We start from the raw sequence: 21,861 nt of genomic DNA on the forward strand, positions 1-21,861 counted from the left end.
CATCCCCTTTGATAGAATTATTCATTTTGATTTTTGGTAATGTTACAGAATTGTTGCGGAAGTATTAAATTTCTGAGGGGGGTCAGACCCCCCTAGGAATTTCACGCTCTACATAGAACGCTGCCCTCATCCTTCATCCACGCAGCCAAAGCTTCGATGTCTTTGGAGAAGATGCGGTCTTCGGTGATGCTTGGGACGATGGTGCGCCCTTCTTGGTACCATTTTTGCATGAGTGGTGCAGATAGGAAGACTCCTCGGAATTCAAGGGCTTGCATGGCACACATCCATTCGATGGCAAGCACCCTCCGCACATTGGCGACTATTTGATAGGCATGCCTTGCTCCAATCGTCCCCATGCTCACATGATCTTCTTGATTGGCAGAGGACGGAATGGAATCCACACTTGCCGGGTGAGCTAATGTCTTATTCTCTGAAACTAGCGATGCAGCACAATACTGCATGATCATTGCTCCTGATTGAAGGCCTGGCTTCGGACTTAAGAATGGTGGCAAGTCATTTAACTGCGGATTAACCAGCCGTTCAATTCTGCGTTCAGAAATATTAGCAAGCTCTGCCATCCCAAGCTTCAGAAAGTCCATCGCAAAGGCAATAGGCTGCCCGTGAAAGTTTCCGCCTGAAATCACCTTGCCTCCATCATCGAAAATCAAAGGATTATCCGTTGCTGCATTGATTTCTATCTCCAGCTTCTCCTTCACATAACCCAGAACCTGCCAGGATGCTCCATGCACTTGTGGAATACACCTCAATGAATAGGCATCCTGCACACGCTTCTCTCCCTGCCTTGTCACAAGTTTGCTTCCATCCAACAACTTCCGAAACCGCTCCGCTACATCCACTTGCTCCTGATAACCGCGAACCCTATGAACATCATGATCCAAGGCATCCACAATTCCCTCAAGCCCCTCAAAAGTCATTGCTGCTATCGACTCCGCTTGGAAAGCTAACTTCTCCGCTTCTAAGTAAGCGACTACCCCTACAGCAGTCATCGCCTGAGTCCCGTTAATTAAAGCAAGGCCTTCTTTTGCCTTCAGTTCAATTGGAGTAATCCCTTTTTCAGCCAAAACACTTGCAGTATCTCTTCTTTTTCCTTCATAAAATACTTCCCCCTCACCAAGCAAGGTCAATACCAAATGGGACAATGGCGCAAGATCTCCGCTTGCCCCAAGCGACCCTTGCTGGGGAACCACAGGATGTATTCCTTCATTCACATATTGTAAAAGACGTTCAATGACAATCGGACGGACACCGGAATACCCTTTTAAAAGGGCATTTGCGCGTAATACCAACATCGCACGCCCTATTACCTCATCAAATGCTTCACCTACTCCGCAAGCGTGAGAGTGAATAAGGTTCCGTTGCAAGTCTGCCGTTTCTTCAAATGGAATCAAAACATCGCTGAATTTACCAAAGCCAGTTGTAATTCCGTAAACCACTTCCCCTTTATGCACAATGTTTTCCACCGCTGCCCGACTAGCGACCACCTTCACCATTGCGTCCTGACATGCTTCCACCTGATCGTTACCAAATAATATTCTATTCAACTTTTCAAGCGTCAACGATTCGCCATTTAATGTAATCATTGCGACTCTCCCCTTTTCCCGCTGTTTCTCCATAGACAACTTCCCCCTTTTCCCACACAAAAAGAGGCCATACTTCGACCATATAATATGTTCAAAGTACAGCCCCCTATTTATCAGCAACTATGGGCAAAATATTTAAATGTGATTTATTCCGAGACCAATCGTTTCATGCTCCGATCCCCTGACAGGAGCGCCAATAGTCCCATAAAGTGCAACTGCAATCCAGTCGCCTTCCTCTAGATCCTCATAAGGATTTCCCCTTACGACGGCAAAACGTAAGCCTACAGTCCTCATGACAGAGCCAAGCTGGACTTGACCGCGTGTCACTCCACTAAGAGCATCCATGATGGCATGATAAAGTGCATGTGTTTCCCGGTATCCATCGGATTTGATGATACCTTCCCGCTTAGCAGCAGTTTCAATGGCTGCTACCACTTTTTGCGAATCCATGGAACCGACTTTGCCCATACAGCTTTTCCATTGTGGCGGAGTTGCTACCGACAATTCCTCCTGGTCACCGTTCATCGCAAGAAGTATTGCATACTTGCCAATTCGTCGATCTATCGCTAGTACCATATGCATTACCTCAATACTAAAAATTTTCTAATAACTAATGTCTACATCAAGTGTAAATTTGTCCGTGCCTTCCTGTCAAGGAGTTTCTCTGTTTATATTTCTTGAAACTCCTTGAACATCATATAATATTGCAAGCCTTTTGTAGACGCTAATGCCTGTTCCTTCGTTTCTTTAGCAAGTGTATAGTTTTTACGGCTTAGAGCAAGTTCCGTGTCGATGGCATATTTCATCCAATCTTTTCTGACTTCGTCTTTAAGCACTTCTGCCTTCTTGTAATCTTTTTCTGCCACTGCAATTCCTGCGGTTAGATACGTCTTTATCTCAGCCTGATCGACTTTTGCAACTTGTTCTTTCGCCTTTGAGTAGTTGCCGACCCTTAAGTAATACTGAGCCCAAAAGACTGCGGTCTTTTTCCCTTTCCACTTCCGTTCAAGCTCCTCCAACTCTTTCTTGGCACCAGTAAAATTACCGTTTGCCAATTCTAAAACAAACCCATAGTAGGGCTCATGTCGCTTTTTATCTAAATATTTCTCTATTTTCTCCACATCCCGGGACAAAAACATATATTTAACATCCCTGTAGGATAAGGCGATAAATGCTAAGACAAGAAGGACAACAAATATCCAGAAGTTGAATTGAACATTCAAAACTCCTAAGATTATTCCTATTGCAAATCCTCCAAGTATTAACAACAATAAATTCTTCATAACATCCTAGCTTCCCTTCTCTCTAACAATAACCATCATTTAAATAGATTTGACCATCCCACCATCCACCAAGAAGGAGCTGCCAGTCATATAGCTGTTTGCATCTGACACAAGAAATGTTACCACTTTTGCAAATTCTTCCGGTTCACCATAGCGACCAAGCGGAATACCCGCTTTGACTTTCTCTTCCATCTCCGCTTTCGTAATACCCTGTTTCTCCGCATTCACTTCATCTAAAAATGCCACTCTGTCTGTAGCAATTCTTCCCGGTGCAACAGTATTGATCAAAATGTTATCTCCCGCAAGCTCACCAGCTAAAGTCTTAGTCAAACCAACGATGCCTGTACGGAACGTATTGGATAGCAATAGACCTGGAATAGGTTCCTTAATGGAGGAAGAAGCGATGTTGATGATTTTCCCTCCGTTTTTCTTGAGGTGGGGAAGTGCTTCCCGAATGGTTCGGATATAGCTTAATAGATTCAATTCAAAAGCCTGCTGCCACTGTTCATCTGTGATCTGTTCAAATGAACCGGCAGGGGGGCCACCAGCGTTATTCACCAAAATATCTAGTCGACCATATGTATCCACCGCATGTTGAACGGCACGTTGAATTTGAGAAGAATCTGTAATATCTGTTTGAATATAGGAAGCTCGACCACCATTATTTTTCAATAGTTCAGCTTGCACATCAGCTAACTTTTCTTCATTTCTGCTCGCAAGGACCACATTGACTCCTTCTTCAATGAGAGATGCGGCAATTGCCTTTCCAAGCCCTTGGCTAGAAGCCATAACAAGAGCCGTTTTTCCCTTAAGATTCATTTCCATCAAACAACACGCCCTTCCTTATAATACTACTATTATAACGTTTTCAATTTGCGTTGTAACGAATTATAACCTAAAGAAAAACAGCCACATCTAATGGCTGTTTTTCTAATAACTAAAGACATTCACTCTCAACTATTCCAATCAAATCCTTTAGCATTGCAACAGATGTTTCCAAACTCAAAGAGTAAATTCGTTGCGTTCCCTTTTGCTCAATTTCGACAAGCTTATTATCACGTAATATTTTCAAGTGATGAGAAATTGCAGGCCTGGAAAGTCTGGATGCTTCTGCAATTTCTGTAACAGTCAATGCTTCTTTTTCTGCCAGTAGTAAAATAATATCCTGTCGTGCTTCATCCGCAAGTACTTGGAATAGCGGGATACAATCTCGAAATGTTTGAATTGCTTTTTCATTCATATAAAATACTCCTTCATCGTCCACTTCATCTTTATCCCATTATACCAAGAAAACAGAGCAATTGGGACATAGAAGCTACAAATCTATTCTCTGATCCGTGCCATCAGTCTGTCTCACTACCGTTATTCTTATCTTTACTAAACAAAGGAAATCTTTCGCCTTCAAGTTCATTGTAATACGTAAAAGTATAGTCAGCGTTTATCACCAATGTTTCAGGAAACCCTTCTTCGGTATCATAAGGGACAATGTCCACATGAAGCAATTTTTTGGGACCTTCTTTGTGCATATCCTCGTAATGATGCCAGCCTTCAGTTGGAATGTAATTACCATTTTTATCTGATAGATTCCAACCGATATCTCCACTTGCTCCGTCTTGTTGACTCTCCCCATTAATAATTAAAGCATACTTTCTGATAGTACCTTTCCCGTCCTTAACAGGTGTAAGACTGTAATCCAACAATTGATAACTATTAATCTTACCATCTAAAGGTGTTGCTTCGGTTTCTTTAAGAGGGATTTCCATAGAGAAGAATGCTGGCTCCTGGACAGAAGCCCCCATCATTTGAATATAAAGTTCCTCCATTGGATTTTCTAGTTTTCCCTGTAGATGGTGTTTCCCCATACGTTGCTGTTCTTCATTCCCCATATAATAATGCGAGTAATGTACCTCTATCGGTTCAATAGATTTTGGAGGTTCCATAAAATGAAAGTAGTTAGGCAATACGAAGTGTTCCTCTTCCGTTGTTACATGTAACCCGACATGACGCCCCTGGCTTATCTCTTGCATCCTATATTCTTGATCATGCTCTTTCAGAAGCTCCATTAATCTGGCTTCCTCTTCTTCTGTATGGTTGACGGAATACCTTATTTTAGTTCCGTTTTTGCTATAGGTAGCATCCATTAGTTCGACGACTATCTTATCTGCAATGGTCATTTTCTTGTCCAGTTTGACCGTTACAGCAGTGTCTTCTACCTTGTCATACCTTATTGGAATTTCCAGGTTCCACTTTCCAAACTGTCCCTGCAGTCGAGCAAAGTTTATTTCCAAATTAAACTCATCAGGCAGATCTTCTGGCATTTTCACAAGATAGTATGGTCTTTCTTTTTCCTTCCCTTCCTCTTCTGCAGGACTCGTAGGATACCGAAGATGATCAGGGATGGTTGCTTCAAAGGGATATTGCTTACCGTATTCATCTACAATCTTCAAGGGATTGTAACTATAAAAATCCACATCTTCAAAAGGATAAGTCTTAGGTGGTTCTTCTCCATCTCTACTGATTTCATAATAAATAGCCATGTAAAGAGAGTCGATTTCCACCTTTGTGATCTCAAGAGTTATTTCTTTATCGGTTACTGCGTATGTACCATCCGTCCAAACATTATAGATGGTTCCATGCTCCATATACGTGGATACCATCGAGGCAAGCGGCTTCAATGTTGGTAAAATAATTGCACTGAATAGGAAGACTGCCCCTAATATCCCTACTACACTAAGTTGATATTTCCATGTGCGGTGCTTTGGTTTTGGAGGAACGTAGGGGGTAAGCCTACTCAACACTTTATCGTTAAATGATTCATTAAGCTTTGGGTATTCCAAAACTTTCTCTAACGTAGATTCTTCTTGTTTAAGCAAATGTAATACTTCTCTACAATCAGGGCAGAACTCTAAATGATCCTTCATCCTCTGTTCCTTATCCTGATTTAACTTTCCATCAAAATGTTGAGAAAGCTCATCCACCCTATAGCAATCTCCACCTGTTTGTTGGATATCAACTGATAAAGTGGAACGTCGAATTTGATATATGGCGTTTAAATAATTTTCTTCTATTTCCTCCTTGCTTGCGCCAATTAACCCTGTGAGTTTATCAGGTGTATAACCCAACAGCTTAATTAGAAGGAATGGAAATTTTTCTTCTGGAGCCAAGGAATGAAGCGCTTCTTCCATCTCAATATAATGAGGATTATGAAAAGGGAGTTTAGCCTGTTGTGTAGTGTCTTTCTTCACACCTATAATCGGAATGAATCGTTCATGAAGCCAATCAGAAAAAAATACGGAATCATCGTATACTTCCAAGTCTTGATAAACTTCAATAAAGCCTTCTTCTATCAGTTTTTCTGCTTCTGCTTCACTTGCACACATATGATAGGCAACTGCAAACAGCTTATCCTTATAGCGGTCCATTATCTGATGGTATATGTTTTTGTTACCTGCTAAAATCTCTTCTATTTCAAGACTCTCATTCAAATCCTATTTCACCCTTTTTATGAATCTTTTGTCTTATTCCCACTATTATACCATTTACAAGGGTTATTTTCAGAAAAATGAATGTATTCACACAGTAAAACTTCCCCCAAAAAAAAGAAGCCACCAATTTAAGCAGCTCCCATTAAAATCTTCGAACAATATCACTTTTAAGGTATATTTCCATTCTTTTTTCATCCATCGAGGCTTCCTGTTTTTTTGCCAAATCCTCATTTTTTCTTCCAAATAATAATGTTAACATTGTTTTCATCCTCCATCATTCCTTTGTTTTCTTCTCACTCTTAGTATAGATATTTGCGCTGTTTTCGATAACATACTGTAGAATGGTTTTCTTTCATTCTTTTACCTACAGTCATTTCCAGCTTTATACTGAAAGATACTAAGTCTTGAGGAGGAGAAGAAAAAATGCCCATGAAAAAAAGAGATGCATCCGATTCATCTCTTTTTTGCCAGGCATCAAGTTTGGGAAAGTAGCCTAATTTTCATGATAAAGGGTAAAGGTTGTTCCGTTGCATCTATTCATTATGAAAAAGGGGAGTAATTCATGACATGTTAGACAAGACAACAGCTTTGTTACGGCTAAAAGTGTGAAACAACCTTACAATGATTATTATATTTCCCAATTGTTAAATTGGTTTGATGGTAATATTAACATTTTGTAAAACATCTAACACTTATAAAACACGAATCGCTTTTACCGCTCTTGGTTTCCAGTACGTATTATATGAAGAGAAAGCAACGCCTGTACTTGTAGCTGCATGAAGAAGAGTGTTTGGATCGGTTACGATAGAAACATGATTGATCACACCATCACCTTCTGTATCAAAAAATACCAAATCCCCTTTGCGGATCTCACTTAATGGTATTTCTTTTCCTACATTCGCTTGTTGCACTGAAGTTCTTGGAAGGTTGATTCCGTTTTCAGCAAAGACTCTTACCGTAAAGGAGGAACAATCGAATGCATCGATTCTGTTGGTTGACGCACCATACAAGTATTTAGCACCCAGATATTTTTTACCTGTTTCAATGATGGCATCCGCTTTCGCTTCCCAAGCGGAGTCGGTACCAGGATTGCTAGTAGCATTTCCTGGGATATTGATTACTTGTCCAATAGAAATACGGTTTGCATCTTTAATCGATGGGTTCGCAGACAACAAGGCATTTAGGGTTACACCATGTCTACTGGCAACAGAGGAAAGGTTGTCCCCACTTTTTATGATGTATGTGTTAGCTGTAGGCTGCTCTGGTTGGCTTGGACTAGGAGTGTTAGGCTGGCCCGGTGTTTGGTCGCTTGGTGCAGCTACAATTATTTTTTGCCCTACATAAATTCTATTTACGTCGTTAATTGATGGATTTAGCTTTAAAAGGTTCGCTAAGGTTGTTTGGTGGACCTTTGCTATCATGGATAAAGAATCTCCTGCTTTAATCGTGTATATCTTAGAAGTAGGTTGGCTTGGAGTAGGGGCTGGGGCTGGTTGTGAAGCGGACCCGCCTGCTTTTAAAACTAGATTTTGCCCTGGATAAATTAGATCACTAGTAAGGTTATTCCATGACTTAATATTACTGACGGAAACCTGATTATTATTAGCTATCTTCCATAAGGAATCACCAGATTTTACAACGTAGTCGGAAGCATAAGCTTGTCCTGAAAACATGATGGAAGTTACGAGAGCACCTGCCATTACTTTCTTTTTCATGATTGTTCCATTCTCCTCTTTGGTCACTTTTTTCTATGTATAGTTTTATAGTAGCATGAATTTTTCCACAAGAATATAGAATTTTCTTCAAATTTATGTTAAAAACGACAAAAAGCTTGTAGAACTAAACTTTCTACAAGCCTGTTTTAAGGATTCTTATATACTCCGCTATTGATTTCCGCAAATGGCTTCGCTTTCCGCGGGGCGACCTTGAGCCTCCTCACAACGCTTCAGGGGTCTCAACAATGTCGCTACTCCCCCGCAGGAGTCTTCGCCATTTGCTCCAATCAACACCTAGAAATCCTCAAATTTAATCAATCCCATTATTACATATTTAGTTTAAATCCCCGCGGATCTTTGGAGTCTTTTGGCGATTTCCATGAAGTCTTCTTGGGAGATTCCTGGTGCGAATTCTTCAGGGACACTTTGTAGGTCAGGCATTGGGCCTCCAGGTGGAGATCCTTGGATAACTTCTAGCTTCCCTCCATCTACTGGGTGATTTCCCTTCCAAATCATGGCTACATCCTTATAATCACTCGGACTGAAAGTGTATAACTTACGGTGGGCTCCTTCGGCTTCGAATTTCCTCGTTGTTTCAAACGCCTTGTTTTCCAAGCTTGGTATAGGAACAAGCTTGGTAATGTCTACTCCTGTCGCAATCTCCAGGGCTTTTGCATATGCCACAACATGCACCCCTCCCCGAACGAGGAGGTATCCGATCATTTCTCGCGCTACTGGGTTATCTGTCATCTGATATACCCTCATCTTATGGGTTCTGGCCCCACATTCGAGAAAAAAGTTATGCAGTAAGTCCAATACTAAATTTCCACTGTTGAATACATTATCACCGGTCCACGCCCTGCCCATGGAATCTCCTGGGAGAGCAGTCTGAGCAGTCGCTATATATTGATAAGTATTGCGAAAATCTTTTGTGTCTCTTAACGGCGTTGCATCCGGTGGGGCAGGATATGTAACACCTTCTAGCATCAGGTTAATGGTAGTAGTTACCAGTTCTACATGACCTAGCTCCTCTGCTGTAATACTTGCCACCAGATCATAAAACGGTTTCAACTTCTTCTTATTTCGAAAGTTAATGGATTGAAACATATAGTTATTGAGTGTGGACATTTCACCAAATTTTCCTCCAAGCAGTTCCTGAACAGCCGCAGCTCCATTTGGGTCCGGGTTTTTCGGTTTAGGCAATGGGATCAGTAAGCGATTTGTACGAGAGAACATCTTCTTTCCCCCTCCTCTAAACAATCAAAAAGGCTCTATTTACTTTTATGAAATTTGGGAATTGTCCTATAACCAACGAGAGGCTTTTATCATAGATACGGGACATTCGCCTATACATTTTGGGTGTTTGTAACATAAGGTATGGTATCAACGCCAAAAGGAGAGATGTATAAATGGGCAAGGACGCAGGCTTTGGAGCAGGCTTCACACTTTTCATCATCTTATTTATTCTTCTTATCATCATCGGTGCGGCTTACTTATATTAAACCTACACCAAAACGCAGGTTGCGAACTCCCTGCGTTTTTTACATGAGGAAAATACGTTAAATGAACATAATTCAGAAGTGATAGGTCAAGCTAAAAGGAGAGTAATGGCTGGAGGAATCTATATGCAAGAAAAAAGGTATCACCATATGGACATACATACTTATACAGGGCCCTCATATGAACAAGCCACTTGAACGATTATTATGGAGCATTGCGCTTCCTGGATTTGGCCAATTACTCAACAAAAAATATATTAAAGGATTAACCTTTATTTTTCTAGAATTCTTGATTAATGTCCAAGCCAACTTCAATTCCATTATCATGTATAGCTTTATTGGAGAAATTGACAGGGCAATGACCGAAGCGAATTACTTGTGGCTTATGTTCTATCCATGTTTGTATTTTTTTGCGATGTGGGACGCTTTTAAAGATGCAGGCGGGGGAAAGTCACCCTATATCTTCCTTCCTTTCGTCAGTTGTGCTTATTTTGTAACAGTCGGACTAATGCTTTCAGGCAAAATAAAGTTATTTGGTGTAATGGTAGGCCCTGTCTGGATGCCAATTATTTTTGTAATTCCTGGAATAGCTGTTGGTTTTCTTGTACGGGCATTACTATTGTTTTTCACATCAAGGTAAATTCATGGAGGGCGATGGGATGAGGTATGTTTATACAAGAGATAACGTAAGGATTTTCTACCGTTTGATTGGCAAAGGACCTACTACCATTTTATTTGTTCATCCACCTGGAATGGGCCATATAACTTTCAAGCAACAGCTTCCCTTATCCAAAGATTATCGTCTCTTATACATAGACTTACGGGGCAACGGGAACAGCGACAGTGGAAGTGTATCAATTAATTTCCCCCTTCTTGCCAGGGATCTTTATGATGTCTGTAAGCAGTTAGAAATTGATAAAGTGTTCATATGTGGATATTCAAATGGTGCCTCCATTGCTATGGAAACTGCAATAAGGTACCCTAATTTAGTGGAAGGACTATTATTAATAGGGGCATTTTCAGAGGTCGATTCGTTATTATTAGGAGGGGAATTCCTTTTAGGTATTACAGCATCAAAGATGAAAATGATGAAACTCTTAGCAAATGTTATTTCAAATGCACACTCTTACTCCAACGGGTTCGGAAAGGAAATGGCGGACTATTTTCTACGAACTGATGCAAACATACTTTATCAAATGTATCTAGAAGGACTATTCTATAACTGCACTAAGAAACTGCCGTCTATTACTTGCCCAATTCTTCTCATATATGGTCAAAGGGACTACTATGTTCATCATTATCAATATAAATTTATGAAACGACATCACAATACCAGGGTTATCTATGTTAGCGGGGCCAGACACCAAATTCCAACTAAACATTCGACAATCCTTAATACAATTACTAAACAGTTCATTCAAAACCAAAAGATGAACAGTAAAACAAAAGGGAGTCACTCAACTCCCTAAGCGAATCATTTGATTGTAAAGGGCTTGTTTGTATTTTTACTTTTCACAGGAATAACAGAGTTTGGCTGCATGCAATTATGAGCGATTTTCATACGGCTTAAAGTGGTCTTTAGTGTATCGCTTGCGTCCTTTTCTTTGTCCAATTGAATGTTGGTCATATCCACCATGGCCCGCACAACATTTTCAAAAGCAATACGAAGCTTCTCGTCTTGGAGGGCCTTTCCGTCCTTCACTATCATTTTCACCAACTCATTTGCATAGACATTCATTTTTTCTACAGCTTCCACCTTCGTATTCATGACGCACTCCTCCTAAAAGTTTTTTTCTAAGATATGAGAGATAGCCACAAAGCATGCCTTAATACTTTCTATATTCCTTTTGTCTATACTATTCTATGATAATTGCATAAATCCTTCTTATCGACAAAACCAGTCACATCAACATATTTTTCGACCTTTGCCTTCCCCTTACAACCCAATTCCACTCCCCTCTTACCATCTAAAATCTCTACAGTAAAGAAATAAAATAAATGTACCTTTTAAAATTTCAAGGTTTTTCACGATAATACCTACTTTTTACACCTAACCTATTTTCTTACAAAGTTTTTTCGACTATAATATAGAAAATTGTGAAGAGGGAGTGATAAAGATGAAACTCGTAGAACTTGCCGTAGAAAAAAAACGAAGCCAAATGATGCAAACTGCGTTTAAAACGGGATTGACTTCAGTAGAAACGGTCAGGCTAAGTCAAGAGCTAGATGAAATGCTAAATGTCTTTATTCCTCCACACCTTGAAGAAAAACATATAAATCTATCTCAATTAAAGAAAAAATAGTTACATGACTGTTAAAAATATGTATAATTACATCTAACTTATATAAATTTATCATTGATGATAAAGAGAGTAGTCTTTAGATGGCAAACAAAGCGAATCAGGGACGGTGGAAGCCTGGTGGAAGTCTATTGTACGAAGCGCACTTTTGAAATGAAACGGGCACATCCCCTATAACGATGATAAGCGGCTTTTCGTATGAATATGAGAAAAGCAATTAGAGTGGTACCGCGGGCATATGACACAAAGCTCGTCTCTTCATTTAGTTGAAGAGGCGGGCTTTTTTTATTTATATTTTAAGGAGTTGATCTAAATGAAATTAACTGATCTTGCATCACAAGTACTGCATAATGTGATACCTGAAATCCCATTAAATAAAATAACCGCACTTTTAGAAAAACCGAAACATGTTCAACATGGTGACCTGTCTTTCCCTTGTTTTGAACTAGCAAAAATGAGAAGAACAGCCCCTCCCCTTCTAGCAGCAGAGATTGCAACACAATTAACTAGCTCCTTGATTGACAAGACAGAAGCAGTCGGTCCTTATGTAAATATTTTTTTAAAAAAGGATATGATTCAACAAAGAATCGTTCACAAAATCCTACAAGAACAAGAACAGTATGGCACACTTGATATCGGTAAGAATGAAACCATTGTCCTAGATTTGTCCTCTCCAAATATTGCAAAGCCTTTTTCAATGGGGCATTTACGTTCGACTGTGATTGGGAACGCCATCGCCAACATCCTAGAAAAATCCGGGTATGAGACAGTACGAATAAATTATTTAGGAGATTGGGGCACCCAATTCGGTAAATTGATTGCCGCCTATCTCAAATGGGGAGAGGAAGAAAAAATCCGCAATAATCCTATCCCCGAACTGCTAAAGCTTTATGTCAAATTCCATGAAGAAGCATCTGTTCAAACAGATTTAAATGACGAAGGACGCCGTTGGTTCAAGAAGCTTGAAGAAGGAAATGAGCAAGCTGTTTCCCTATGGAAATGGTTTAGAGAAGAGTCCTTGAAGGAATTCCATAAAATTTATCATCTCCTCGGCGTCTCATTTGATTCCTATCAAGGTGAAGCGTTTTATAACAATAAAATGGAACAAGTCGTTCAAATGCTAGAAGGGAAAAACTTGTTAAAAGAGTCGGATGGTGCACAAGTAGTGGAACTTGATGATCCAACACTTCCCCCTTGTCTAATAAAAAAGTCGGATGGTGCCACCCTGTATGCAACTCGTGATCTCGCAGCAGCTCTTTATCGGAAAAAGGTCTATCAATTCTCAAAGGCACTATATGTCGTGGGGCAAGAGCAATCCATTCACTTTCAGCAAGTGAAAGAAGTATTGAAGAAAGCTGGTTTTGACTGGGCGGCAGAAATGCACCATATAACATTTGGACTTCTTTTGAAAGATGGGAAGAAAATGTCCACCCGTAAAGGTAAAGTTGTTTTACTAGAAGAAGTATTGCAGGAAGCCATCCAACTTGCAGAAAGAAATATAGAATCCAAAAACCCGGCTCTTCCTGATAAAGAAGAAGTAGCACGTCAGGTTGGTGTCGGTGCGGTCATTTTTCATGATTTAAAAAACTACCGGGTAAACTCTGTTGAATTTTCCCTAGAAGATATGTTGAGATTTGAGGGGGAAACAGGACCTTATGTTCAATATACTTTCGCTCGAGCTAACTCCATATTGAAAAAAGGGAATTGGGAAAGCGAAGAAATACAGAAAGGGTTAGGAGATAGCTATTCATGGGAAGTGGCAAAACTTCTGCAAGAATTCCCAGAAGTTATTGCAAAGGCAAATAAAGGATACGATCCCTCCATAATTGCCAAGCATATTGTAGATGTGTGCCAGGCATTCAACAGTTGGTATGGCAATATTAAATTCCTGCAGGAGGACGCAGAAAAAGGTGCAAGACTTGCTTTGGTATCCGCTACTGCCATTGTGATAAAAGAGTCTTTGCGCATACTGGGTATTCAGGCACCACAAGAAATGTAACAGATATTGGTATAAAGAACATGAATCCAACATCCCCCTCATATATTGAAGTATCAACAGTATTGGGGGGGATGCCTATGAAATGGCTGATATTGTTTCATGTGATAGTTGCAGTCGTCGGAATTGGTCCCACATTTTTCGGAATTATACTCCTAAGGAAGCACCAGACAATCTCAGATCTTAGACACAATGTTCTATTACAACATAAACTTGACTACTTCCCTAAGATTGGCGGAACACTTGCTGTGATAACAGGCATACTACTTGTTCTCTTTGGAAACTATGGTTCTATTCTTCAAGTTTGGCTTTTTGCTTCTCTTGTCATCTACCTTTCCATTCAAGTCATTGTGATCGGATTTATCTCACCTACCCTTAATGAACTTCAGCGTTGGTTACTGCACCCTGAAAACAGAGCCTCTACTCAACTGCCAACCCAACAGGACGCTTCTCTCCACAAAATCAGCAATCTCTACTTGCTTACCTGTATTCTTGGATTTCTCATTTTTATCCTGATGATCATTAAACCAGCTTAATCTATAGGTCATCTCCTTTGCAGATGTGTGTTTTGGGTTAGGCGGAGGTGTTGGCCTATATTGATTAAGTGGACTTCTTTTCCAGGTTGGTGGTGATGCAGGTTTTGGGTGGCATTGCTGGTTGGAGTTGCTTGTTCAATTACGTTCAGTTCAGTTCAGTTCCAAATGTCCGAAAATATTTGATTGTTAACCGAAGATTTTGAAAAGTTGACCGAAGAATTGCAATAGTTGGCCGAAGTTTTACGGAAGTTGACCGAACCTAAAAATCACTTGTCCAAATCCCCCTAAAAATTGTCTGAACCCTCAAATAATATGACCGAACCCACCGCAATTCCATCGCACTTTTGTCCAAAGAAAGTGGAAAAGTGTCCGAACCAAATATTCACGTATAAAAAGCAACTAAAAAGAGGCTATTTTTATTAAATTTCAGGATTTCTTCATTCGTTCCTACGTTTTTCCCATCGCTCCTCTCAAAGACCACTCACAAAAAAGAGGCACCTACACTATCAGGCACCTCCCACTCCTGTATCCGCTCTTTTCCTTTTCCGATAAAACGCTTCTCTCCCCATATAGCTGTTAAAAAGCAGTTCCATTTTCTCCAAATCTTCCTGCATCACCACCGGGTCCCGTTCATCCCAATATACATAAGAGACAAAATAATACTTCCGGATGGGAGAAAAAAGCACCTTGGAATGCGGAAACTTATCAAAAAATCCTTGGATTTGCCCTTTTTTCATGTACGAAATATTCACCAATTCCATCAACATCACCTACTTGTTTAAAGGATAGGTCGAAATGACAGGCAAAGGGACTTATAGTTGTAATACCACATCTATACGTAAAATACACCATTTTAACTGTAAACTACATTATGTCAACCAGTTCCGTTCCACAAGCTAAAAGTTAAGCAGCAATATCACGCTTCACAAAAGTAAAGAAACTCACCACATGCAACACCACGAAATAAATTAAAAACATGACAGCAGAAAAGCCAAAACTAACTCCTGGGACAATTTGCACGCCTTCAAGCAATGCTTCAAAGTGAATGTTGGCAAACGGAGAATACTTCGCCCATTCAAACTTCATGGCAATAAGCGTTGTAATCTGGGTTCCTGTAAATAAAAGAAATAATGAAATCCCGATTGCAAGCGAGTTATTCCGGAAAACACTCGATATCATGAAGGCAATGGTAGCAAACATGATTACTCCCAAGCTGCTTAACGCTAATTTCAAGATCAAGTACAAAAATGGATGAACCTCAAGCACTTCTCCACCAGCATACAATAGGGATGGAGTATTATCGAAACCAAACGCTATAGCACCTGTTACAAAGGTACTCATAAAAAGAATGGTGTAAAAAATGACCGTAAAAACAAGTACGCTGATGTATTTTGCCAGCAAAATCTTACTTCTGCTTATCGGTCTAATCATTAAGAGTTTAATGGTCCCCCAAGTAAACTCACTAGCTATCATGCCAGCAGCGATGATGACAACGAATAGGGTGACTAGACTTGTTAATCCAAGATTTTCATCCATATAAGTCCAAACCGTGTTGCCAGTTGCTGGTTCCATATCATATTCTAAACGGTGCTCATTAATTGCCAATTGTCGCTCAAGAGGGCCTCTATCCCCTTCATCTGACTCTTTAATCGTCATTTCCAGGTACTGACTTTCCTGCTCCAATGATTCCCGCCAGCTAAGCTCTTGGCTATTAGCACTACCTTCACTTCTCACATCGTCAAGCATGGACCCCATCATGATGGTAAAAATGACTCCAACGGCTGATAATATCACCAAGATTGCGCTCATCACGTAAAAGCTTGGCCTTCTAAACCATTTAATCAGCTCATTTTGAATTAAACCTTTCATTGTTAGACACCTCGCTCTTGTGATGTTTTTTCTAAAAACTTATCTTCGAGTGTTTTCGTAACTTCTTTCACTTCAAAAACAGCAATCTCTTTTTCTACTAAGCTTTTAATTAATACCGGGACAGTTGTACGTTCCATTTCCACCTGAAGTCTGCCCTCTGCAAGATTATGAGGCATTTCCATATCTCGCAACAATGACATCGCCTCTTCCACCGGCTCACAGTCCAGTTGATAAAGCGTCTTGCCTCCATCGTTTATAAAGTCTCTGATACTTTGAATATCAATTAGCTCACCCTTTTGGATAATGCCAACCCTATCACACATCAATTCCATTTCAGATAAAAGATGGCTTGAAACAACAATCGCCATTCCTTCTTCCCTTGCTAGACTCCGCAGATAATCCCTTATCTCCCGAATACCTGCTGGATCCAGTCCATTGGTTGGCTCGTCAAGAATTAACACTTTGGGTTTATGTAATAGTGCCTGCGCTATCCCCAAACGCTGCCTCATCCCCAATGAATATGTCTTCACTTTATCCTTAATACGTCCAGTCAATCCGACCAATTCTATTACTTCATCCAGACGTTCCAAAGTTATCCCGGGCATCATCCTAGCATATTGTTTCAAGTTCTGATAACCCGTCAAAAACTTATACATTTCCGGATTTTCAACTATTGCCCCGACTTGGCGAACCGCCTTCTCATAATCGGTCTTAATACTTGCTCCATCAATGTAAATATCACCTGAAGTAATACTCATCAATCCAACCATCATCCTAATGGTCGTGGTTTTCCCAGCACCGTTTGGCCCAAGGAAACCGAACACTTCTCCTTTATAAACCTCGAATGAAACATCCTTGATGATTTCCTTGCTTCCGATTTCCTTGCAAACATTTGTCAGCTTTACTGCCGCGTCATTCATGATCATAGCTCCTTTTATTCTTCTGTTTTCGCAAATCATTACTCTAACTACTTCTACGTTTTGTTGGGTTAAAAAGTTTCTACATCTTTTTTAGTTTCGCTACATATAAAAAATTTTACAAGAATTAGATTCCTGAAATTCATACTAAACATTCCAATCATTATTCCGATAAAATAAATACCCCTTTTATTCAAGTGTGGTAAAATGACACTGGTGTACATATATTTAGTTTTTTTTACAAATTTCTACTTAATTACTTATTATTTGTTAGAATATTTTGTATAATATACTTACAAATTTCTTCATGTGTTTAGGAGTGAAGTGATGGATACTAGAGCTAGAAGAATTGTACGTAATAATAGGAAAAGCCAATTCCATTATTTAATTGTTTTAAAGGATTTTATCGGTTCTTTTATACTTCATGCTATTTCACTGGTCATTGTGGCTGCTTTCCTGATTTGGGTATTAGATCAGGTGTAAAAACAAAATAAAAAACGAGAAGGAATCAAAATCCTTCTCGTTTTTTATTTGGCTTTTTTCTCTTCCTTTTCCTCCATCGGCTGTTGTAGCGATTTTCTATATCGCACTTTGGTTGCTGCATAAAACACACCTGCTGATCCAAAAACCAATACAATTAGCACTTGACTCCACCTTGTATGTAAGACTCCCATCATCGCACTTAACATATAGGCAATGAGAATTGGGATTAGAACTGTATAAAGAGATAGGATGAAACGGAATTTTTCATCTACTTCATATACGGTACCACAACTCTCACATTTAATTGGTCGATAGCCAAAAAACACTGAGGTTAACTTGGTTTTATATTTTATTTCTTCTTGACAGTTGGGACATTGATGAAATGACATGTACTCGACCCCTTTTTAGTAACTCTTCTTCTTTTCATCATATCAAAAGCCATGCAGAAGGAATAGTTGAAATACAAAAAAGATCCAGTACACCACCTAGGGTACTGGATAGAACAATAAATTATTAACTCTCTGTAGGTTGTTTAACGTTCTTGAATACGTTTATCACAAATAGTAACACACCTAGAGTTGTTAAATTTGCACCGATAATGGTTAAAATCAATAAAGTATCATTACCATGCACCATAAAGGCTAAGCCTACCATCATCAGCGGTAAGCCTATATTGTGTAACCAAAAATGCCATGTAGCAAGCCTGGTTTTTCCTGCTGCAGGAAATAAAATATAGATGATACCAGCAAGTGTCAAAGCTGTCCAACCAAGAAGGTTAATATGCACATGTACAGGTGTCAAATTGTATGCATGTGCCGTTGACATATAATAACCAATACCCACCCCTATCAAAAAATAAATAGCAGAAATCTTAATTAATCTAACTCCCATAGTCATCCCTCCAGTTCTATACGTTCACGCATTACTATCGTACGTACTGTCATGAGACTATAGAACTGTTAAATCCCAAATATTACAATTACTGATTGTTGTTTGGAATAGGAGAAGACATGATTTTAACAAAGCTATCAGCAAACGGATCTGTATTCACTTCTAATGCAATAGTCACTTTATTTCCTTTTTCAACTGGTTTTGGACGAAAGTCTGCCATACTAACACCTCTGAGATTTCCTTCATCTAACCCCACATTCACTACTTTCTCGACATACTTGAAAGCTTGCGGCGTTGTTACAGCAAACAACGTCATAACATCATGCAAAGGGCTTCCCTCTATCCCCGGCACAAGCTTCTGGTAAGCTTCAAAATAATAATCAAATATCTCTTTTATTATGTTTTGATACGGATTGTTATGTTGCTTGATAATATCATCAATCATTGATGGTGTGATAATTGCATTCTTTGTGACATTCAACGGGTAAAGCACTCCATTTTCTACTTTTTCCATCACAATACCTGCTGCGATCGGATCCCCATAGAAATTTGCTTCCGCTCCTGCGGTTACATTTCCTGGTGTGAGGAAGGCGCCTCCCATTAAGTAAAATCCCTTAACTGAATTCATCGTTTCTGCACCAGCTAGATTAAAGGAGATGGCAAGGGAAGTTGATCTTCCAACATCTACAATTATCAATTCATCTCCATACTCCTCAATCAATTTAAAAATTGCATCAAAATTTAGTAACTCTCCTTTACTCGTGGCCGGCGGTTTAATAGGTCCTAACCCCTCTTCTCCATGGATCTCTGGATAATAAGGTGTAAACTCACCAGATAGCGGTGTCTTTGCTCCACCAATTAATACGATATCCTTCTTTCCTCCAAGTTCCAGAAGATATGCCACATTTTGCGTAGCTTGTTCTTGATTGACATTGCCATAGCTTGTCACTATTCCAACCAATTCTATTTCCGGGTTAAGTAATGCATAAATGATGGCTAGGGAATCATCAATTCCTGGATCACAATACAAAAGAATTTTATGAGGCATCATTCTCCCCCTTTATTGGATGTTATCCAATTATATTCACAGTAATCGTGAAACTGAACTATTCAGTAATTCCAGTACTGATGAGTCTTACTTCGGCCTCCACTCGTACTTTTAAATTGGAATAAGTCTCATCTTTCCATTTCTTATAGTCAAAGCCCCTTTTATGTGACTTAGCTACGTACCCTAAACCGATTGGGTCTACCCCTTTTTCCTGAAATTCTTTTATCATAGAATCTGATTCACTTATGATTTTTTCTTCAAACAGCTTTTGAAACTCCTTCAGTTCCTTAGAAGTCACTTTATTACCTGTATATTCTCTCACTGCTCCATCCACATTCACTCTCATGATAATAGATGGGATGTCGTCTTTCCACTCCACCTTGAACTCTCTGTCTGTCTTTATACTCTTGATTGAAACGAATTCGTCTTTATCTTTTACTTTCAATGAAACGGTCCCGTCTGCATGCTTGTCAACGAGTGTTTTGAAATAAAACAATTTTTCATTTGGGATTGTCATTTCAAATTTATCTTCTTTCATTACTGCCGCCCCAACAATCTCTGCACTTCTTTCTGTTTTCTTCAAAATTGGCAAGTTTGGATCCTTCCCTTTTTGGTAATAATCAGACAAGAAAATATGTAAGTTTGTCTTTGGCACATCTCTTAAGTCAATATTATGCTTTAAAAGATTATATAGGTGATCTCCTGTGCCCCTTGTGCCAAGATCTTGCTGTAGTAATTCTTTTGTGTCTCCTTCAACAATTGCCAAATATAATCCTGTACCAATGCTTGCATCTCGCTGTAACCCATCGACAAGCTGGATGACGCCCTTTTCCGCCAATGCTTTGTTGAACAAAACCAACTCTAAGCTTCCGTTAACAATTGGTGCAGACGATTCTTTCTGCGCATTCCTTAATATATCTTTATTTAATCGCGAGATTGCAGTAAATCTTTCATTTTCTATTGTTTGATCTGCTTTATAAACAGGGATAACGAAAGTACCCTCCACTTCGTTTTCTCCGATTAAATCAAAACCCTCTACTGATTCAATGTTAATATCATCGACAATTTCCTTTTCGAGACACCCTGTAAGAAACAGACAGATTGTAATAACCCAGATGATATTACGAGGAAGCATTTTCTTTTTTCCCCTTTCTCCAATGTACAAAAGTAATGATAAGAAATAACAATGGAATATAGACATAGCCCATATAAAACCCGACTTGTCCGAGGTATGAGTTCAAATCATTGATTAGTTTCCTATCTTCAAATTGATTCATGAGAATAAATACCACAATAGTTATGACCATTAATGAGGTTCTGTGTTTTAGTTTAGTCATTCTTTTGGCAAGCCTGCTAGAACACCATAGAAATAGGCACACATTCGGGAGGATGATAAGGCACCAGTTTGCAATTCCGATGTACTCTACACGCTCTACGAATGGGAGCTCAATTATTTTCCAAATGGAGAGCGTTGCCCAAATATTCTTCTGAAGCTTACCTTCACTGAAATAGGCAAACGTAACCAGTGCGAAAATCAGGTAAATGGATGAGGTGACGAACACACCTAAATGAGCCCATTTTTTTGATTGCTGGGGTTTACTAATGAATGGATAAAATATTAATAATGTCTCAAAACCAAGCATACTTAAAGTCATATCCTTACCGGAGAGAAAAATTTCCTTAAAAGAGTGATCAAAAATTGGTAACAAGTTTCGAAAATTAGCATATTCCAATGGAAGCACAATCGTTATAAATAAATATGCGGGTAGCATGACACCCAAAAATGCTACTCCTGTGATAACCCTGAATCCACCAGTAATAATATAATAAACAAGTAGTAAAAATATCAGCGCGAAAAACCATGTGCTCAAATCAGGAAATAACCAAACTTGAACCACCTCTATATATGTTCTGAGCACTGTTACCGCCGTCATGATGAAGTAAACAACAAAAAAGAGGTTTAGTAGGTTTCCTATCCATTTACCAAAACCCATTCGGTGCGCACTCGCCAAGTCCCCCTCACTTTTTTCACAGATCTTATACATCATATAAATGATGATATGTGTAAAAAAACCAAAAAGGATAATTCCCATCCATGCATCATAGCCGGCAGACATTGCAATGACCCTCTGATAGCCAAGTGCCCCAACTCCAAACTGCGTGCTATGAATTAAATAAAACACTAAAAATGGTGAAACTTGAAAATTCTTAGGAACTTTTTGCAATGCCATACCTCCC

The 21,861-nt window shown here is 39.4% G+C and carries 24 protein-coding genes; 7 read left to right on the forward strand and 17 right to left on the reverse strand.

What is annotated here, in order from left to right; translation table 11 throughout:
* Positions 1 to 101: 101 nt before the first annotated feature.
* From hutH to HC179_RS08060, 8 genes are all read right to left on the reverse strand, one after another.
* A complete protein-coding gene (hutH, locus tag HC179_RS08025) occupies positions 102 to 1,601 on the reverse strand; it encodes a histidine ammonia-lyase (protein ID WP_168863889.1) in 1,500 nt (499 codons plus the stop codon).
* 135 nt (positions 1,602 to 1,736) lie between these two features.
* Positions 1,737 to 2,177, reverse strand: coding sequence for a hut operon transcriptional regulator HutP (hutP, locus tag HC179_RS08030; protein WP_168863853.1), 441 nt, complete (start codon positions 2,175 to 2,177; stop codon positions 1,737 to 1,739).
* 92 nt (positions 2,178 to 2,269) lie between these two features.
* A complete protein-coding gene (locus HC179_RS08035; protein WP_168863854.1) occupies positions 2,270 to 2,884 on the reverse strand; it encodes a hypothetical protein in 615 nt (204 codons plus the stop codon).
* Positions 2,885 to 2,923: 39 nt separating this feature from the next.
* On the reverse strand, positions 2,924 to 3,709 hold the full coding sequence (locus HC179_RS08040) for an SDR family oxidoreductase (RefSeq protein WP_168863890.1): 786 nt from the start codon (positions 3,707 to 3,709) through the stop codon (positions 2,924 to 2,926).
* 112 nt (positions 3,710 to 3,821) lie between these two features.
* Entirely contained in the window at positions 3,822 to 4,124 is a 303-nt protein-coding gene (locus HC179_RS08045) for an ArsR/SmtB family transcription factor (protein ID WP_168863855.1), read from the reverse strand.
* Positions 4,125 to 4,227: 103 nt separating this feature from the next.
* Positions 4,228 to 6,369 carry a sigma factor gene (locus tag HC179_RS08050; RefSeq protein WP_168863856.1) on the reverse strand — a complete coding sequence of 714 codons (2,142 nt, stop codon included), beginning with the start codon at positions 6,367 to 6,369 and terminating at the stop codon, positions 4,228 to 4,230.
* Between the two features lie 692 nt (positions 6,370 to 7,061).
* Entirely contained in the window at positions 7,062 to 8,084 is a 1,023-nt protein-coding gene (locus tag HC179_RS08055) for a C40 family peptidase (RefSeq protein ID WP_168863857.1), read from the reverse strand.
* A 339-nt stretch (positions 8,085 to 8,423) separates the two neighbouring features.
* On the reverse strand, positions 8,424 to 9,320 hold the full coding sequence (locus HC179_RS08060) for a manganese catalase family protein (protein ID WP_168863858.1): 897 nt from the start codon (positions 9,318 to 9,320) through the stop codon (positions 8,424 to 8,426).
* Positions 9,321 to 9,493: 173 nt separating this feature from the next.
* On the opposite strand from HC179_RS08060, the gene HC179_RS08065 reads away from it, so the two are divergent.
* The 3 genes from HC179_RS08065 to HC179_RS08075 all read left to right on the forward strand — a co-directional run bounded on the left by HC179_RS08065 (position 9,494) and on the right by HC179_RS08075 (position 11,052).
* Positions 9,494 to 9,586, forward strand: coding sequence for a YjcZ family sporulation protein (locus tag HC179_RS08065; protein ID WP_168863859.1), 93 nt, complete (start codon positions 9,494 to 9,496; stop codon positions 9,584 to 9,586).
* A gap of 178 nt (positions 9,587 to 9,764) precedes the next feature.
* Positions 9,765 to 10,223, forward strand: a complete 459-nt coding sequence (locus HC179_RS08070) for a hypothetical protein (RefSeq protein WP_168863860.1) — start codon at positions 9,765 to 9,767, stop codon at positions 10,221 to 10,223.
* A gap of 19 nt (positions 10,224 to 10,242) precedes the next feature.
* Positions 10,243 to 11,052 (forward strand): alpha/beta fold hydrolase, encoded by an 810-nt coding sequence (locus HC179_RS08075; protein ID WP_168863861.1) that lies wholly within the window; start codon positions 10,243 to 10,245, stop codon positions 11,050 to 11,052.
* A gap of 5 nt (positions 11,053 to 11,057) precedes the next feature.
* On the opposite strand, the gene HC179_RS08080 is transcribed toward HC179_RS08075, so the two are convergent.
* A complete protein-coding gene (locus tag HC179_RS08080) occupies positions 11,058 to 11,351 on the reverse strand; it encodes a hypothetical protein (protein WP_168863862.1) in 294 nt (97 codons plus the stop codon).
* A gap of 349 nt (positions 11,352 to 11,700) precedes the next feature.
* Between HC179_RS08080 and HC179_RS08085 the strand changes: the two genes are divergently transcribed.
* The 3 genes from HC179_RS08085 to HC179_RS08095 all read left to right on the forward strand — a co-directional run bounded on the left by HC179_RS08085 (position 11,701) and on the right by HC179_RS08095 (position 14,415).
* Positions 11,701 to 11,886, forward strand: coding sequence for an aspartyl-phosphate phosphatase Spo0E family protein (locus tag HC179_RS08085; protein ID WP_168863863.1), 186 nt, complete (start codon positions 11,701 to 11,703; stop codon positions 11,884 to 11,886).
* Between the two features lie 310 nt (positions 11,887 to 12,196).
* Complete coding sequence (gene argS, locus HC179_RS08090; protein WP_168863864.1) at positions 12,197 to 13,882, forward strand: arginine--tRNA ligase; 1,686 nt, start codon at positions 12,197 to 12,199, stop codon at positions 13,880 to 13,882.
* Positions 13,883 to 13,959: 77 nt separating this feature from the next.
* A complete protein-coding gene (locus tag HC179_RS08095; protein WP_168863865.1) occupies positions 13,960 to 14,415 on the forward strand; it encodes a DUF2269 family protein in 456 nt (151 codons plus the stop codon).
* A gap of 506 nt (positions 14,416 to 14,921) precedes the next feature.
* Here the strand turns inward: HC179_RS08095 and HC179_RS08100 are convergent.
* From HC179_RS08100 to HC179_RS08110, 3 genes are all read right to left on the reverse strand, one after another.
* A complete protein-coding gene (locus HC179_RS08100) occupies positions 14,922 to 15,176 on the reverse strand; it encodes a hypothetical protein (protein WP_168863866.1) in 255 nt (84 codons plus the stop codon).
* Between the two features lie 142 nt (positions 15,177 to 15,318).
* Positions 15,319 to 16,284 carry an ABC transporter permease gene (locus HC179_RS08105; protein WP_168863867.1) on the reverse strand — a complete coding sequence of 322 codons (966 nt, stop codon included), beginning with the start codon at positions 16,282 to 16,284 and terminating at the stop codon, positions 15,319 to 15,321.
* Positions 16,285 to 16,286: 2 nt separating this feature from the next.
* Positions 16,287 to 17,204: an ABC transporter ATP-binding protein gene (locus HC179_RS08110; protein WP_168863868.1), complete on the reverse strand. Its 918-nt coding sequence runs from the start codon at positions 17,202 to 17,204 to the stop codon at positions 16,287 to 16,289.
* 324 nt (positions 17,205 to 17,528) lie between these two features.
* Here HC179_RS08110 and HC179_RS08115 point away from each other — a divergent pair, with 324 nt between their 5' ends.
* Positions 17,529 to 17,684 (forward strand): hypothetical protein, encoded by a 156-nt coding sequence (locus tag HC179_RS08115; RefSeq protein WP_168863869.1) that lies wholly within the window; start codon positions 17,529 to 17,531, stop codon positions 17,682 to 17,684.
* Positions 17,685 to 17,728: 44 nt separating this feature from the next.
* Here the strand turns inward: HC179_RS08115 and HC179_RS08120 are convergent, their stop codons facing one another.
* The 5 genes from HC179_RS08120 to HC179_RS08140 form a co-directional block, all read right to left on the reverse strand.
* Positions 17,729 to 18,073, reverse strand: coding sequence for a TIGR04104 family putative zinc finger protein (locus HC179_RS08120; RefSeq protein WP_168863870.1), 345 nt, complete (start codon positions 18,071 to 18,073; stop codon positions 17,729 to 17,731).
* A 124-nt stretch (positions 18,074 to 18,197) separates the two neighbouring features.
* Entirely contained in the window at positions 18,198 to 18,575 is a 378-nt protein-coding gene (locus HC179_RS08125) for a cytochrome-c oxidase (protein ID WP_168863871.1), read from the reverse strand.
* 88 nt (positions 18,576 to 18,663) lie between these two features.
* Entirely contained in the window at positions 18,664 to 19,623 is a 960-nt protein-coding gene (locus HC179_RS08130) for a nucleoside hydrolase (protein WP_168863891.1), read from the reverse strand.
* A gap of 58 nt (positions 19,624 to 19,681) precedes the next feature.
* Entirely contained in the window at positions 19,682 to 20,758 is a 1,077-nt protein-coding gene (locus HC179_RS08135) for a Ger(x)C family spore germination protein (protein ID WP_168863872.1), read from the reverse strand.
* Positions 20,745 to 21,854: a GerAB/ArcD/ProY family transporter gene (locus tag HC179_RS08140; RefSeq protein WP_168863873.1), complete on the reverse strand. Its 1,110-nt coding sequence runs from the start codon at positions 21,852 to 21,854 to the stop codon at positions 20,745 to 20,747. Before HC179_RS08140 ends, HC179_RS08135 begins: the two co-directional genes overlap by 14 nt.
* Between the last annotated feature and the right edge of the window lie 7 nt (positions 21,855 to 21,861).

The organism is Bacillus sp. RO1 (genome assembly GCF_012524115.1).
Classification (GTDB): domain Bacteria; phylum Bacillota; class Bacilli; order Bacillales; family Bacillaceae_I; genus Sutcliffiella_A.